General features: G+C 68.1%; 15 protein-coding genes and 2 tRNA genes. 11 read left to right on the forward strand and 6 right to left on the reverse strand.

Going from position 1 to position 14,675, the window contains the following annotated elements; genetic code table 11:
• Positions 1–49 precede the first annotated feature (49 nt).
• Complete coding sequence (locus I4J89_RS04680; protein WP_196412559.1) at positions 50–823, forward strand: CPBP family intramembrane glutamic endopeptidase; 774 nt, start codon at positions 50–52, stop codon at positions 821–823.
• Here I4J89_RS04680 and I4J89_RS04685 read toward each other — a convergent pair.
• A complete protein-coding gene (locus tag I4J89_RS04685) occupies positions 781–1,329 on the reverse strand; it encodes a hypothetical protein (RefSeq protein ID WP_196412560.1) in 549 nt (182 codons plus the stop codon). The genes I4J89_RS04680 and I4J89_RS04685 overlap by 43 nt on opposite strands.
• Before the next feature lie 217 nt (positions 1,330–1,546).
• Here I4J89_RS04685 and I4J89_RS04690 point away from each other — a divergent pair, with 217 nt between their 5' ends.
• From I4J89_RS04690 to I4J89_RS04705, 4 genes are all read left to right on the forward strand, one after another.
• Entirely contained in the window at positions 1,547–2,056 is a 510-nt protein-coding gene (locus tag I4J89_RS04690) for a hypothetical protein (RefSeq protein WP_196412561.1), read from the forward strand.
• 387 nt (positions 2,057–2,443) lie between these two features.
• Positions 2,444–2,534, forward strand: a tRNA-Ser gene (locus I4J89_RS04695).
• Positions 2,535–2,573: 39 nt separating this feature from the next.
• Positions 2,574–2,646 (forward strand) — tRNA-Arg (locus tag I4J89_RS04700).
• A gap of 1,275 nt (positions 2,647–3,921) precedes the next feature.
• The gene (locus I4J89_RS04705) at positions 3,922–4,911 is read left to right on the forward strand and encodes a cellulose binding domain-containing protein (RefSeq protein WP_196412562.1); all 990 of its coding nucleotides are present in this window, start codon (positions 3,922–3,924) and stop codon (positions 4,909–4,911) included.
• A 136-nt stretch (positions 4,912–5,047) separates the two neighbouring features.
• On the opposite strand, the gene I4J89_RS04710 is transcribed toward I4J89_RS04705, so the two are convergent.
• The 5 genes from I4J89_RS04710 to I4J89_RS04730 all read right to left on the reverse strand — a co-directional run bounded on the left by I4J89_RS04710 (position 5,048) and on the right by I4J89_RS04730 (position 9,509).
• Positions 5,048–5,590: a DUF6036 family nucleotidyltransferase gene (locus I4J89_RS04710; RefSeq protein WP_196412563.1), complete on the reverse strand. Its 543-nt coding sequence runs from the start codon at positions 5,588–5,590 to the stop codon at positions 5,048–5,050.
• A complete protein-coding gene (locus I4J89_RS04715) occupies positions 5,587–6,093 on the reverse strand; it encodes a helix-turn-helix domain-containing protein (protein WP_196412564.1) in 507 nt (168 codons plus the stop codon). The genes I4J89_RS04710 and I4J89_RS04715 overlap by 4 nt, the downstream gene beginning before the upstream one ends.
• A 78-nt stretch (positions 6,094–6,171) precedes the next feature.
• Positions 6,172–7,041 carry a hypothetical protein gene (locus I4J89_RS04720; protein WP_196412565.1) on the reverse strand — a complete coding sequence of 290 codons (870 nt, stop codon included), beginning with the start codon at positions 7,039–7,041 and terminating at the stop codon, positions 6,172–6,174.
• A gap of 672 nt (positions 7,042–7,713) precedes the next feature.
• Positions 7,714–9,168, reverse strand: coding sequence for a site-specific integrase (locus I4J89_RS04725; protein ID WP_196412790.1), 1,455 nt, complete (start codon positions 9,166–9,168; stop codon positions 7,714–7,716).
• Entirely contained in the window at positions 9,168–9,509 is a 342-nt protein-coding gene (locus I4J89_RS04730; RefSeq protein ID WP_230858320.1) for a hypothetical protein, read from the reverse strand. Before I4J89_RS04730 ends, I4J89_RS04725 begins: the two co-directional genes overlap by 1 nt.
• An 898-nt stretch (positions 9,510–10,407) precedes the next feature.
• Between I4J89_RS04730 and I4J89_RS04735 the strand changes: the two genes are divergently transcribed.
• From I4J89_RS04735 to I4J89_RS04760, 6 genes are all read left to right on the forward strand, one after another.
• A complete protein-coding gene (locus I4J89_RS04735; protein ID WP_196412566.1) occupies positions 10,408–11,262 on the forward strand; it encodes a replication-relaxation family protein in 855 nt (284 codons plus the stop codon).
• Positions 11,263–11,554: 292 nt separating this feature from the next.
• Positions 11,555–12,289: a YbaB/EbfC family nucleoid-associated protein gene (locus tag I4J89_RS04740; RefSeq protein ID WP_196412567.1), complete on the forward strand. Its 735-nt coding sequence runs from the start codon at positions 11,555–11,557 to the stop codon at positions 12,287–12,289.
• 46 nt (positions 12,290–12,335) lie between these two features.
• The gene (locus I4J89_RS04745; RefSeq protein WP_196412568.1) at positions 12,336–12,605 is read left to right on the forward strand and encodes a hypothetical protein; all 270 of its coding nucleotides are present in this window, start codon (positions 12,336–12,338) and stop codon (positions 12,603–12,605) included.
• Positions 12,598–13,311 carry a hypothetical protein gene (locus I4J89_RS04750; protein WP_196412569.1) on the forward strand — a complete coding sequence of 238 codons (714 nt, stop codon included), beginning with the start codon at positions 12,598–12,600 and terminating at the stop codon, positions 13,309–13,311. Before I4J89_RS04745 ends, I4J89_RS04750 begins: the two co-directional genes overlap by 8 nt.
• Positions 13,308–13,748 (forward strand): hypothetical protein, encoded by a 441-nt coding sequence (locus I4J89_RS04755; protein WP_196412570.1) that lies wholly within the window; start codon positions 13,308–13,310, stop codon positions 13,746–13,748. Before I4J89_RS04750 ends, I4J89_RS04755 begins: the two co-directional genes overlap by 4 nt.
• Entirely contained in the window at positions 13,741–14,364 is a 624-nt protein-coding gene (locus I4J89_RS04760; protein ID WP_196412571.1) for a hypothetical protein, read from the forward strand. The genes I4J89_RS04755 and I4J89_RS04760 overlap by 8 nt, the downstream gene beginning before the upstream one ends.
• Positions 14,365–14,675 lie beyond the last annotated feature (311 nt).

Here is a 14,675-nt window from a genome sequence, read left to right on the forward strand (position 1 = left end):
CGACTCGTCACCCTGCTCGGCGTGTCGCTGCCGCATCTAAAGTTGTCGCGTGACGCTCGAACAACAGCAGGCCACCGGCCGGACGTACCTCCCGGAGATCGTCATCGTGCTGCTGCTGTCCCTCGGGCAGTCCGCGGTCTATGCCATCGTGTCGCTGACCGCGAAACTCACCGCCGACAAGCCGCTGGCCCAGCAGACCGCCACCCTCAACCCGACCGTGTCGCCGCGGCCCTACCTGGACCTCACGTACCAGGTGCTCGGCATCTTCTTCGCGCTCATCCCGGTGGTCCTGGTGATCTACCTGCTGAAGCGCGACAACATGTCACCCGGCCGAGACCTCGGCATCGACTTCCGCCGGCCCGCGTACGACCTGGGCTGGGGTGTCGGACTGGCCGTCGGCATCGGCATCCCCGGGCTGCTCCTCGTCTACACGGCGTTGCAGCTCGGCATCAACGCGCAGATCGTCCCGTCCGGACTCCAGCCGTACTGGTGGGCCGTACCGGTACTCATCCTCGCCGCGATCGAGAACGCCGTACTCGAAGAGGTCGTGGTCGTCGGCTACCTCATTACCCGGCTACGCCAATCCGGCATGTCCCTGGTGTGGATCGTCGTCTGCTCAGCGGTGCTGCGCGGGTCGTACCACCTCTACCAGGGATTCGGCGCCTTCGTCGGCAACGCGATCATGGGCGTCGTCTTCGCGCTGTTCTTCCTGAAGACGAAGCGGGTGATGCCGCTGATCGTGGCGCACAGCCTGCTCGACATCACCGCTTTCGTCGGCTATCAGCTGCTGCCGGAATCCTGGCTGGACTGGCTCTCCCTGTAGAAACGCCGCGCCCGCACCGCTGTGCTGTCGGCAGCGCTGCGGCTGCCCAGCACCGAGGCGGCCAGGCTGACGCCCGGCCACGCCCGATCGGCGAGACGCACGGCCGCCCAGCCGGCCAGCCAGCGCTTCTCGAACGGAACCAGGCGCACCAGCTCGGCGACACGCTGCGGGTCCGTCGCATTCCGGCCGTACGCCGCGGCCAGGTGCAACACCAGCTCAGCCTGCGTTATCGCAGCCGCAACGAGCAGGGCGACCGGGGCGTACGGGCCAGCGATCGCACCCAGACCGGCCCGCAGTCCCGCCGAGCGGGTGAACCGGAGGGTGGCCAGGCGGGCCAGGCCCTCGGTGGTGGCGTTGGGGTAGGTGGCGCGGATGCCGTCCGCCCAGGCCTGGGCCCGCGGACCGATGGTCTCGACTGCGGCTTGGGCGAGGGTTTCCTGGGCTTGGCTGGGATTCGCGAGGAGGGCCGGCCAGAGGTCCAGGGCGGTGGCGGGTTCCGGCCGCACTGCGATGGCGGCGGCCGGGGTGATCGTTGGCGGTTTGGCGGTTGGTTCGGCGATGTCCGGCGTGGTCGGAGCTGCGTCCGGGACGGCCTTGCTAGGGCGGGCGGCTTTGCGGCCGGGGGGAGCCGGGGTGGGTGTTTCGGGGGTGGTTCTGGCGGCCGTCTTGTCAGCGGATGCCTGGCCGTCGGTGGGTGCCTGGGTGTTCGGGGGTGCCTTGGGTATGGCCGCTTTGCGGGCCGGGCGTGGCGCGGCCTTCTTGGCGGGCGCCCTTGTGGGTGTGGGTTGCGGCGTTGCCTGCGGGGGTGCGGCCGTCGCTTTTGTGGGTGCCGGTGTGGCGGTGGGCGGCGCGGGTTCGGAGGTCGCCTTCGTAGCTGCCGGTGTTGCCTTCGGCCGTGCGGTCGGCGCTGCACTGGGCGCAGCCGACGCGGGCGTTGCCTTTGTGGGCGCCGGTGTGGCGGTGGGCGGCGTGGGTTCGGGCGTTGCCTTTGGGGGTGTCGGCGTTGCCTTTGCTGATTCGCGCGCGGGCGTCGCCTTCGGGCGTGCGGTCGGCGCCGCGTTGGGCGCAGGCGTCGCCTTTGTGGGCGCGGCTTTTGCGCGTGGCGTTGCGGGCACAGCAGCAGGCGTTGCCTTGGCAGGTGCGGGCGTGGTCGGCACCCCGCTTCCCTCCGGCGATGGGGCTTGGCGGTCTACCGGCAGCGCTTCGGCACTGGCGGGCGAACGTGCCGGCTGAGGCGGGACCTTTCCGGCCGCCTTTCGTGCGGTCTTGCGCACTCCAGAAGGCGGTGGGGAGTCACCCGTAGCGTGACCTTCGGCACTCGGACCAGGCTGCGGGGGTTGAAAGGTGACCGCCGGAGCCGCCCTACGGCGGACCGGCCGCTCCTCGGGCTCCTCGGCGGAGGCGGACGCCTCGGGCGCGGTGAACGCGGCCCGAGTATCGCGTGCGCGCCGGGCATCCCGGCCGATGTTCTCCTCCATCGAACGAAGCCTAGCCGTTGATGCGACGTTTCGCCTGTTGGCGGCCGGTTGAGAAGATCCGCGGCGTGGCATATGGCGGCCTCTTTGTGCCGCGTCCGCGGGGTCCGGTATTCTCAAGCCTCGGTGGCCGCAGGGCCGCCGGGGAGACTTCGCCTAGTCTGGTCTATGGCGCCGCACTGCTAATGCGGTTGGGGTTTTAAAGCCCCTCCCGGGTTCGAATCCCGGAGTCTCCGCGCGAAAGCTGGTGTGTATGCTGGCTGAGCACTGAACGAGCGCCCGTAGCTCAATGGATAGAGCATCTGACTACGGATCAGAAGGTTAGGGGTTCGAGTCCCTTCGGGCGCACTTAATGATTAGGGCCGTGACCTGCGGAAACGTTGGTTGCGGCCCTATTTCTATCCCAGATTTGGTTGCCTGTTGTCCCGTCATGCGGGACGTGGTGATCCGGTGGTGATCGGTTGTTCTGGGTTGGCCTGCCCGTCCTGATGCTGACCACCGCATCCGTCCGGACAGGTCCATGGTTGTGTTGGTGGTCTGTCGTAAGGGCTGTCAGGACGGGGTCGTTCGACGTCGTCGTTAGTGGGCAGGTAGGCCGGATAAGCGTGCTTGACCCGCGGCGTTGCTAGGCGGGCTGTACCTCACGCGGCCGTGCTGGCCAGCGTTCGAGTCCTTTCGGGCGCACAAAAAGATCGAAGCCGTGACCTGCGAAACAGGGGTTGAGGCTCTTTGGTGCGCAGGCCGGTAGGCGGTACTGAGCAAGCCGTCCGCGGATGCCGAAGTAGTGTCGCGCCGCCGTAACCCAGGGATGTGCCCGGGGGCGACGGCGGCCGCCGTGGATCTGGATCCGAGGGCCTGCATCACCGCAGTGTGGTGATCTGCGGATCGCGGTGGGCGGCCCGTCGACTGCGCGGACATCCGGTTTGCGGGGCTGTCCCGGGAAAGCCTGCTCCGGAGCCAGCGGTCATGTCTCACTTGTGCCAGCCGGCGCACCGGCCCGACCAGCCAGCGCGAGCCGATCGCCGTGAGCATCCGCCGGACCCCTTCGCTCAAACCCGACCAACGGCGAGTCAGCCTGCCGACCTATTCGGCGAACGTCCGCATCCATATGCGGTGTTGACGCAGAAGGAGCGGCGCACCGTAAGGCACAGTTCCCCCAGCCGACCCGCGACCGGCAGATCACCACCACGATGCCCGCAATGCCTAGCGAATCGACGAAGGCGCATGGCCCGGAAGAGGTAATCCCCCTGAGAATGATTGACAGCTCGCCGCCGCTGCCCCCCTGGTCCGCGCGACTCCGACGAGAAGGCCAGCGGCGCACGTTTTCTATCTGCTGCGCCTCACCTCGCGAAGCGGCGGGCTGCGTCTTGTCTCGCGCCGTGGGTAGCGCCCGCCACCTGGGTCAGCTTTCACGCGTCACCGACACCACTTGCCGTAACCCTTTTTGAGGTGAGACGCGCGTTTCAAGTCTCTGGATGGCGCGCTGGCCTCTCTCCAAGAGACGCCGTTCCGGGATGTCCAGGCCGCCCCACGCGCCGGCCGCGGAGAAACATCAGCCGCAGCGCATTCCACATCCTGACACGCTGCGTCCGCAATCAAATCCAGCGCGTAGCCTGTATCGACATGAGTCGATTCGCGTCGCGCGTGTCCGCGGTCCTGGTCGCGCTGGTGGCCGGACTGGCGACGATCACGCTCACTCCGGGACCCGCCCAGGCCGCCGCCGTGTTCCTGAAAGAGAACGCCTGGCCCACCGGCTATGTGGGCAGGATGACGGTGACCAACGACGGCGTGGACCGCATGGCGGCCTGGCGGGTGGAGTTCGACCTGCTGGACGGCACCACGCTCGACCACAGCTGGAACGCCGTGGTGACCCGGACCGGTACGCACTACGTCATCACCGGCGCTTCGTGGAACGCGAGTCTCGACCCGGGCGCGTCGACGTCCTTCGGCTGGATCGCCTCCGGTCCCGGCGTGCCGCAGTGGTGCCTGCTCAACGGCGGGCCGTGTGCCGGCAATCCGGCCGTCCGCGACGCCCAGCCGCCCAGCACACCGGCCAACTTCCGCAGTGACACGCAGGGCAACACCTTCACCCTGCACTGGGATGCGTCGACCGACGACACCGGCGTCGTCGGATACGAGATCTACACCGGCACCACCTCGGGCCCGATCGCTACGGTGACCACCACCAGCCACAGCATGCCGATCCCACCGCCGATGGTGATGACCTTCGGAGTACGGGCGGTCGACGCGGCCGGCAACCGTTCCCCGTTCGCGACCCTAGGCCTGGGCACCTCACCGGACGTCACCCCGCCCGGCCCGGCGACGAACCTCAGACTCGTCAGCCCGAGCGGCGGCTATTTCACCGCCCAGTGGGACGCGCCTCGGGACGACCAGTTCGTCGCCGGCTACCAGGTCGCGCTGGACGGCGCGGTCGTCAGCCGGGTCGGCGGCACCACGGCATTGGTGCGGCTCGGCTTCGGAACACACTTCGTCAGCGTTCGCGCCTTCGACGGCGCCGGCAACCTCTCCACCCCGACGCAGGTCATGATCTCGATCGACCCGGGTCCCAGCGCCTCGGCCACATCGAAAGCCCCGCCCACATCGAGATCCTGAATCGCTGCCGGCTGCCGGTTCGCCGGGCGTTCGAGTCCCTTCGGGCGCACTTCATCGAAATGGCCGTGACCTGCACAAACGTGGGCTGCGGCCATTTTTCTTTCCATGCTGACGGCAAGCCTTGCGCGCCCGGCTGCTACTCCGCGGACGTGTACATGCCGATCCAGCGCTTGAGGCGGTCCATGACCCGAGGGTCGACCTCCAGGGTGTCAATGCGGGCCGCGACGACCATGGGGTCGATCAGCCCGGCCTCGATCAGGGCGTTGGCGAAGGCGTGGTCCTTCTCCCGGCCGGCTACCAGCTTGGAGACCACGCAGTCGTGCGGGTCGAGTGCGTAACCGCGCCCAGGCTGCGTGCTCTGTGACTCGACCAGCACCAGGCGATCACGCCACCCGCGGGGCAGCGTTGCCGTCGAAACGCTGACCCCTTGGGCGTAGTAGCCGTTCATCTCATGGAACGGCGAGAGCTCACCAATGGCACCGTCGACCTGATCGGACTTGCGGTTGTCCGGATCATCGAAGAACGCCACGTCGACTTCCATGGAGGCGGTGGCTTCGCGCGGAAGACGTTCCTCCGGTATCGCTGCCAAGATCGACTGGCTGCCGATCACGACAACGTCGGGATCCTCCGCGATCTGGCTCGCGGCCCGCAGGACGTGCTCCAGCTGCTCACGTCTCACGCCGCGTTCTCCCAACCGCTGCGAGTGAAGGCCTTGAGAACCTGTTGGCGTTGAGGTTGGGAAAGAACTCCGGCGAAGGGGGAGTTTTGCCGAAGCTCCACGGCCTCCGGGTCTTCCGAGGTCAGCATCTTGAGGACGGCACCGGGCCCTTCGCTGAGTTTGTCGCGCCACCGCATCAGCCAGACCTCGGTCATGGTGCCCTGGTGCTGAACCAGGAGCCGGTCGAGGTTGTCAGCAGCCTTGCTCAGAACCGCGTCCGGATCGGTGACGAGGCTGCCGGCGACCGCCTGATGCAGCCACAGCGACTTGAGTTGATCGCGCGTCAGCTTCGGCTTGGGTCGGCGCAACGCCTCGACGGCGCTGCGCTCGACCCTGCGGTGCTTGCCGATCATGACGAACGGCAGATCGCCCCGCTCGCAGAGGTTCACGACCTGCTGGCGCGATGTGCCCAACAGCGTGGCCACCTCGCCGGTGGTCAAGAGCCCGCTACTGATCGTCACCATGGTTCGAGGCTAGCTGTAAACGCCAAAAACACAAAATTCATGCTTGGTCGCTCTGTTGAGTTGGCAGTTGGGCCCTGTTCAGGCTGCCCGTTCGCCTCGTGAGTCTTGTAGCAACGCGGCCAAGTCTGCGCTGGTCTTGTCCAGGTCGATGGGGTGGCCAGCGAGGCGGTTGAGCAGCCGCTCTATTGGGAAGCGCAAGAGTCGCTGGTAGCGGATGGCGTAGACAGCGGCGTGGGTGACCGGGCGCTCGTCGTGATGGGCGAGCAGGCTGTAGCTGATCATCTGATCGATCAGTTGGGTGCGGTAGTCGGCTATGTCCAGCCGTCCGCTTTTGACCTCCAGCACCGTGGTGCCGACGAGGAAGTCGGCGCACCGGAGACCGCCGAGCAAAGTTACATGTGCCGTCACTTTCCCGTACGAATTGAGCGCCGTGTGGAAGCCGCTGTTGTAGCTGGCCCACAGGTCGGCGAACGCCCGCCACTCGAAGACTGTTTCGCTGCCGTGGTGAGGCAGTGCGTCCGGGTGTTGCCGGAGATAGCGCGCAACGGCATCGGGCTTCGGCCGTGCACCCGAACGCGGATTCATGAACTCCATGACCTGAGCCAGGCGATACGCAGCAAGGAAGAACTTGGCGGGCTCGGCTCTCCTTCCACTGCGCTGCCACGAATCTAGGCCTGTAGCGAGCACGCTGGTCCTGTGGTAGCCCGCAAGAGGCAGCAACCTGGCGGCCCGCTCCTCGCCGAGGACGTCGAACAAGTGCAGGTAGGGCGGTTGATCGCAGAGCGACAGCCCGATGGCCAGTTCCATGAGGTCGCCGAGGAACGACTTGTCGTCGACGTCGACCGGAATGGGGATTCGGCTGCACACGTCGGCCCCGATCTCGGCGCACAAAAGGTGCCGTAGCGGGAAGGTCCTGGTCAGCCATGCCTTGATGAGATTCGTGGTCACTGCAGTTCCTCTCGCGGACGGGGTACGGCGACGGCCACGGGCGTGGCGGCGCATGGGTGCGCGAGACGAGCGATCCGTCCAAGAAGACGAGACGTCGTGATAGGCGAGAGAGAGAAGGCCGCGAGCGGGGTCGTCAGCCCTTGACCGAAGTGGCCGTGAAGTGGGCTCCGCGAGAGAGGCGGCGAGCGCAAGGCTCAGTTATCGAAGATGGGGATGCGGACGGACCGCTGTCCCGACGCTCACGGTAAGCCGGTGCAGGGTAGCCGCACAATGCCAACTTCGGCGCCGCCATCAATCGACGGGCTGGTCCAAGCCGACCGGCCCGGCGAAGCGCCGAGGCAGGTGTCAACGGTCCGTTTCGGGCGGCGTCGAGCGAAACAATGAGCCCCGCCGTGCGCTGGCCTGTCAGGTGCCGACCGGGCCGTTCCGTGCCTGGTCAGAGCACTTGACCGTTCGGCGAAGTCACGCGATCGTTCCTGCACCCGGTCAGGTGGCTGCTCAACCAGATCGGTACCACGGCGGTCGGCCTGTGGCCGCCGCTATGGCAGCGCTGCCGGGCCTCCCGATGAGGGAGGTCCGGCACGTGGCGTTCCGCGCACCGTCGCTCCGGTCTTTGGACGAACGAAGGCCGGCCCACCTTGTGGGGTGGGCCGGCCGGTCGGACTTCGTTCCCTATGCAGCTTCGCGCGGGATGAGGTTGGCGGCCGCGTCGGCGTTCGGCCGCCGTAGTTCGAGGATGACCGAGGTGTACGTGTCTGACGTGAGTCCGATGGTGGAATGCCCGAGGACCTCCTGGATCTCCTTCATGTCGGCACCGCCGTGGCGCAGATAGGTGGCGGCGCAGTGCCGTAGATCGTGCAGCCGCACCGGCGGTAGACCGCTTCTAGTGACGAGGTGGTCGAACCGGTCGCTGATGGCTTGGGGATGCCACGGTTGTCCGTCGGGGCGGACGAAGAACAGCCCGGTGTCCGGCCAGCTCTCGCCGCTGACCTGTTGCCAGCGCCGCCGCATGTCGAGGTAGGCGGTTAGACCGGCGACGGTGGTGGGCCCGAGTGGGACGATCCGGTCGCCGGCGTCGCTCTTCACCTTGCGCGTCACGGGGGTGTAGCCGACGGTGGTGATCTGCTGGACGATGCTGAGGTAGGCCTCGTTGAGGTCGACGTCGTAGTCGCGTAGCCCGATAGCTTCGCCGCGCCGCAGTCCGCGGTGCAGGATGAGTTCGAACAGCGGGTACAGGACGGCGTCGTGTTTCTGGGCGTAGTCGAGGAACTGTCCGGCCTGCTCGGGTCGCCAGACCATGACCGGGCTGGGCCGCTCGCCGGTGGCCTTCCACAGCTCGATCGCCTTGGGGGTCCAGACGCGTGCCTTCGGCCGCGTGCCGGATTCGAGTTCGATGCCGAGGGCCGGGTTGTTGGGGATCAGTTTGGCGCGGCGGACGGCGTCGTTGAGCGCCACGCGCAGGGTGCCGTACAGGCGGCGCATGCTGGATGCGCCCATCGGCCGGACACCACGGAACTTGTTGCGTGCGAGGGGATCGGGGCTGGCTCGTGCGGTGCGGATCTGTTCGTTGCGGGCGTCGAGCGCGGTGAACATGGCTTGGATGTGGCTGGTCCGCAGACTCTGCAGCGGGATCTCGCCGAGGTGCGGGATGAGGTAGGAGCGGATGTGGTCGCCGTACCCGCGGATCGTCTTGGGCGAGAGCCCGCGCCGTCCGGCCAGCCATTCGGTGAGGTATTCGCCGGTGGTGGTCGGCGCCGTGGCGGGGACACCGGCGCGGACGCGGGCAGCGACCGTGTCGCGGTCGGGCAGCGGGATGCCGTTCTTGCAGGCCTGCAGCAGGTCACCGATCTGTACGGCGAGGCCGGTGTCGTCGCCGGCCAGGGCGAGCAGCGACCGGGCGTGGTCGAGTTCGGTGCGGGTCTTGTCGCGGTCGTCGAATCCGCTGCGGCGTAGCACCCTGCGGCCGCGTCCGGGCGGGACGGGCAATTCGAGTTGGTAGCCCCAGGCGCCGTGGGTGGTGCTCCACGAGCCGCCGGGACGGCGCAGTTTCGGGCAGCCGCTGTTGAGCCGCTTCCCGGTGGTGGCGTCTTTACAGCCGCACCGTTTGTTGATGGATCCTTCGCTGATCACGGTTCTCCCTGCTCAACGTGGTCGTGGACGGCGGGCGTTCTGATTCCGCCGTGGTGATCCACGCTCCGCGTCGCCGACGACGTCAAGTCACCGTCGGCGGGGATGCCGAGGGCGGTGAGGATGCCGGCGACGGGTACGCGAAAGCGGGTGCCGACTCGAATGACCGGCGTCGGGAACCGGTCGGTGCGGGCGAGGTCGTAGGCCAGGGACCGGCCGAGGCCGAAGATCCGGGCAGCGGTGGGCAGATCGGTGACGGCGCCGAGAGCGCGAATGCGTGCCTCGGTCCACAGACCGTCGCGGGTGCCGGTGGAGGGGTCGTGGCTGAAGGTGGCGCTCATGGTGAGGGTGCTCCTGTCGGAAGAGACGGCTGGTTCGGGCGCATCCCTGGACAGCCGCTGGTGCGACGGGGATGCGCAGACACCCTCAAACCGGCTCTTGTCAGCCCTGGCGAACACTCCCCGGTCTAACAGCGATCTGACAACACCTGACGAAAGTCTGACAGTGCAGCTCAGCGCCTTGATCAGATGCGGCGACCAGCCGAAGCCTCGGATCTGACAGAGTCGGAACTGCACCTCGCCGACAGTGCTGTCAGACCGTCGCGTACGAACCACTGTCAGACGAGCGATCATGCGCGACCGTCGCGCCGATCCCTGGCGAGTGGCCTCTGACCTGTGCTGTCAGAGATCGTGATCGGTCTGTCAGAACCCTGTTAGACCGGGGAGTGTTCGCCAGGACTGACAAAGCCCGGTTTGAGGGCGTGGAGTCGTCGACATCTCCGCCGCCGGATGCCTCAGCTGGCTGCCTGACACCGATCGGCAATCGCCAGAGCGGCACCGTGCGGCCCACCGCAGTTCCTCCCCGGCGCGCCGCTGCCCAGGCGGGAAGACCAAGTCGCCGTCCCGATTGCGGTCGAAGGCGATGGCGCGCCGGCAGCATCGCCGCCGTTCGCACCGGGCTCAGCAGGTCGCGCTGGTCTCCGGACGGCACCACACCACTTCCACCGCATCTTGAACTCGAGGAGAACGCTGTTGCAGTCCACATCTTCGCCATCGACGACGGTTCGGGTGTCAGTGCGGACGTCCGCGTTGCCGCCAGTGTTGAGGTCAGTCTTCAACCGGACCCCCGAACCGACCCCCATCACCGGCTCACACCGCAGGTCAACCCGCCTGTCACCGCACCACGCATGTGCTCCGACAGACCCTGTAATCCTTCGGGTCTCTCCCCCGGGGGCGTGTCATGGATGATCCCGTCCTGCGGGTGCAGTCCCAGCTCACCGCCCGCGATCGGACTCTGCTGGGCTGGCTCTACGACCACGGTGTCCTCACCACGTTCCAGCTCGCCAACGCACTGTTCCCGTCATTGGACTTCTGCCAGCGCCGACTGCGCACCCTCCACCGGCTGCGGCTGATCGCCCGCTTCCGCCCACAGCGCGCCGACGGCGGCTCGTATCCCTACCACTGGCTCATCGACCAGCTCGGCGCCGAAGTCGTCGCCGCGGCCCGCGACGAACGGCCACCGCGCCGCGACCACGCCCGCCTCGAACGCCGCCGCTGGACCTCCACCCGAAGCCTGGCCCATCGACTCGGCGTCAACCAGTTCTTCACTGACCTCGCCGGCCACGCCCGCACCCACCCGGGCACACAACTCGAACAGTGGCTACCGGAGGCAGCCTGCCGGCGGATAGGCACGTTCGCCGGCTCCAGCGATTCGGTCGCGGTGCTCGCGTACCAGCCTCGAATACGACCTGACGGGTACGGCGTATGGGCCGAGGACGGCAGGCAGGTGCGGTTCTTCCTGGAGTACGACACAGGCGCTGAACAACTCGACGTACTGATCAACAAGCTCGCCGGATATCGCGAACTGTTCATCACGCTGGAGCAAGCCTGGCCGGTTCTGTTCTGGCTGCACTCCGCCGCCCGCGAACGCAACCTGCGCCACCGTCTCGACGAGCTACCGACGATGGCGCCCGTGCTCACCGGCGCCCGCGACACCGCCGCGTCCCGGCAACTGACCCCGGCCGGACCATTGTGGGCTGTGGCCGGTGCCGCGGAACGGCGCCTGAGCCTGGGCGATCTGGGTCGTGAGCCGTGATGTCGTTGCGGCACCGGCAAGAGGCCCTTCCACGGCGCCGGCCCGGAGTTCGTTCCTGCCGAGCGGTCGTGCGGCTGCCGGGCCGAAGCGTGCAGGTGTTTTCGAGCCGAATCGTTCCGCCCTCAGGCTTACCTGAAAGGCGGATCGCCGCTCCCGTGCGAAGCGAGAGGACGGCGTTCCTAACGCTGAGCTGCTCCTGCGGCACCTGGACGGTTGAACCCGCTGGCGTTGCACGGGGTATCCGGATTCGAGACAGTCGAAGAACCGTAGATCGCCGAAGCGGGGAAGACCGATGTTCGATGATCGTTTGGAGGCCCTCGCCGCCCTGAGAGATGACGGCGAGGCAGTGGTGCGGCGCGCCCGGCAGGCGGCGCGGGCGTCCGGCGAACCGGGCTCGGACTCGACCGGCTCGATGACGGTCATGCTTGACGATCAGGGCCGGGTCGCGGTGGTGACCGTGGCGAGTGACTGGCGGTCGTACCTGTCGGACGAGCAGTTGGGCGAGGCGGTGATCGAAGCGGCGCGAGACGCCTCGATGCGGCGCCTTACCGCATGGAGTGAGGCGTACTCCGAGCCCGCCGAACCGACTCCGCCGCCGTCCAGGGGCGACCTCCCCTGGGAGCTGGACTCGATCACGTCGTGTCCGCTGACCGACGGCGAGCGGGAGGCCGCGCTGGCGGCGCTGCTCACGGTGGTCGAGTCGATCGAGCAGGGGCTCGACGAGGTCTCCGGAAAGCTGCGGCAGACCCTGCGTGCCACCCATGCCGGGCACAGCCCGCACCGGGAGGTGACCGTGGCGCTGACCGGCGGCGGTGACGTCACGACCGTACGGTTCAACCGGAGGTGGCTGCGCGACGCGCACGAGGCCAATCTCGCCCGGCAGCTCACCGCGGCGTTCCGGACGGCGTACGAACAGGTCGCCGCGCATGGGGTGCAGCGGCTGATCGCTGACAGCCCGCTCGGTGAGGCGCAGCGGGTGATGCAGGATCCGTTCGGGTTCGCCCGCCGGTTTGGGTTGGCCGGCTGATGACTCTGCGGGCCGCGCTGGACGCGCTACACCGAGACGCCGACTCGTGGAGCAGGTGGCGTCGGTGACCCGGCAGGCGGCATATCAGGCGAGCCTGCTGACTCTGGGACCGGGCGAGTTGTCCTGGGCCTCTCTGCCGACCGGGCTGCTTGATACGTACACCGAGCTGCAGCGCAAGGTCGTGATGCTGCTGGAGGAGGCGAGCGAGGTGTACAGCGGTCTGAGCGCGAAGCTCGACCAAGTCGCCTACGAGTACGAGGCGAACGACGAACGAGCCGCCCGAGACCTCGAGGGAGTGTGGGAACCCCGTGAGTAGCACCGAGGCCGTCCTTCTCGAACGCATCCATTCGACCATCAGCCGCATCGACACCAAGACCGTCGAACTGCAGAACTCAATAAACGGCAAGATGGGCTTCATCCCGCCTCCGCTGCAGGCCACGATCCGCGAGGGCTGGGACGACTTCTGCGCCCACATGCGGCGCATCTGGGACAACCTGACGACGATCCTGTCCAACATGGGCTCGCTGTCGGCTCTGTCGGAAACCGCCGCGGCGTGGAGCGACCGGGTCGGTGTACCGGTCAGCGGCCAGGTGCAGGCCGCCGACGCCGGGCTGCTCACCGTCGACGACAACTGGGACGGCGACGCCGCCGACGCGTACCGGCAGATGCTACCGGCACACAAGGCAGCGCTGGAGAAGGTCAAGGCCACCCTCACGGACGGCCTCGCGGCAGCGCTGGGTCAGTTACAAGGCGGCGTCTTCGCCTTCTGGTCGGCCGTGGCCGGGGCGCTGCTCGCGCTGGCGATCGGCATCGCCGGCGCCCTCGGTTCCAGTGCCACGATCCTCGGCATGCCGGCGGCACCGATCATCGCCGGCGGTGCGGCGCTGACCGCCTCACTGGCGTTGATCGTCGGCTGCGAGACGCTCAAGTCCGCCTGCACCTCGGCGAACACCACGCTGCGGCAGAAGTTCGACGACACCGCCTTCTTCCGGGGCCACTGGCCGCCGGCGGGCACGGCATGACGGCCGCACGGGCCGAGCGCGGCGGTAACACGCTGCTCGCCGTCACGGTCGCGGTGGTCGCGATAGCCGACGGCGTGCTGGTCTGGTTGGGCTGGACGGCCTGGCAGGCGTACCGCGACGGCGGTTTCACCATCGCGCAGGCCGCGCCGTTCGCCGTGATGGGCGTCTCGGCTGTCGCCGGCGTCGCGCTCGCGATGCTCGCGGTGATCACCCTGATGCGCGGCCGGCGCAGCCATGGACTCGCCGGCACCGCGGTCACCCTGGCACGGCTGCGGCTCGGCGCGGTGATCGTCGCGCTGGCGGTCGTCGTGTTCGTCTCCGGCCTCGGCGCCATGGCTGCGGTGCTCCCCATCTTCGGCATCGTGCTGGCCGTGGGGGACGCCTTCGGCGGAATCGTCGTCACCGGTGCTGCGACCCGCCGGACCCAGGATGGGTGAGCCGATCGTCGCCGCCGGTGGCCTGCTCTGCCTGGTGATGGTGGTCATGATCGCCGCCGTGACGGCGGCCCAGCGTCGCCGCGACCACCGAGAGCACGACCGCTGGCGGCACTGGGCCGACCGGCACGGATGGACATTCACCGCCCGGCCCCAGGTCGCTTGGAGCCGGCGGGTCCCGGGCGAGGTGCGCTTTGCCGTGTCCGGGCGACCGCAGGGCCGGTGGATCACGGTGGCGGAATGCTCGGTGACCGACGCCGACACCAACACCAGCTTCTTCGTGGCGGCCGTGGCGATGCTGCGCCGCCCGCTGCCGGACACCGAGGTGGAACCGCGCGGAACGGTGTCCCGGCTTCTCGGAGCCGGTGCCCAGACAGGAAGGCCCGACTTCGACCGCGCCTTCCGCATCCGCACCGCCGATCCACGCTGGCTTCCCCCGGCGCTGATCGAGGCGCAGGTGGCCGCAGCCGTTCCGTCGTCCTGGACCGTGCGCGGCACCGACCTGGTTGTCGTGCGGCGCGGGCGCTTCAATCCCGAGCAGGTGCCACGCATCGCCGCCGAGGTACTACCGCTGGCGGCCCTCCTCGATCCGCCCCGCCCGGCGCCCGACTTGCATTAGCTGGTTCGCCGGACCCACGCGCTGCGCTGGGCGCCTGCGTCTGCTCGAGAGGCTCGACGTCGGCCTGCCGTGCCGGCGGCCGGCAACGACACGATCGGATGTCGGTCGCCGTCCTGTCACGCGGAATGCCGCTTATGATGTGTTAGTTACGGCATAAACTCGGACGGCCCTTGTCGGAGGCCGAGTCAAGTTAACCGCCTGCCGAGCGCATCGGAGTGATCCCCGCAGCCGCCAACTCGCCGTATCAACCTTGTCGATAAGCGGGCGGCTGCGCTGGCCAGGATCTATGTCTGACATCGGCGATAGTCGAA

This window comes from Actinoplanes aureus (genome assembly GCF_015704865.1).
Taxonomy (GTDB): Bacteria; Actinomycetota; Actinomycetes; order Mycobacteriales; family Micromonosporaceae; genus Actinoplanes; species Actinoplanes aureus.

Excerpts from the sequence above, each read along its gene's own strand:
- I4J89_RS04690 (WP_196412561.1), top strand. The coding sequence starts at position 1,547 with ATGGCCGCTTTGCGGGCCGGGCGTGGCGCGGCCTTCTTGGCGGGCGCC.
- I4J89_RS04705 (WP_196412562.1), top strand. The coding sequence starts at position 3,922 with ATGAGTCGATTCGCGTCGCGCGTGTCCGCGGTCCTGGTCGCGCTGGTG.
- I4J89_RS04715 (WP_196412564.1), bottom strand. The coding sequence starts at position 6,093 with ATGGTGACGATCAGTAGCGGGCTCTTGACCACCGGCGAGGTGGCCACG.
- I4J89_RS04730 (WP_230858320.1), bottom strand. The coding sequence starts at position 9,509 with ATGAGCGCCACCTTCAGCCACGACCCCTCCACCGGCACCCGCGACGGT.
- I4J89_RS04735 (WP_196412566.1), top strand. The coding sequence starts at position 10,408 with ATGGATGATCCCGTCCTGCGGGTGCAGTCCCAGCTCACCGCCCGCGAT.
- I4J89_RS04740 (WP_196412567.1), top strand. The coding sequence starts at position 11,555 with ATGTTCGATGATCGTTTGGAGGCCCTCGCCGCCCTGAGAGATGACGGC.
- I4J89_RS04755 (WP_196412570.1), top strand. The coding sequence starts at position 13,308 with ATGACGGCCGCACGGGCCGAGCGCGGCGGTAACACGCTGCTCGCCGTC.
- I4J89_RS04760 (WP_196412571.1), top strand. The coding sequence starts at position 13,741 with ATGGGTGAGCCGATCGTCGCCGCCGGTGGCCTGCTCTGCCTGGTGATG.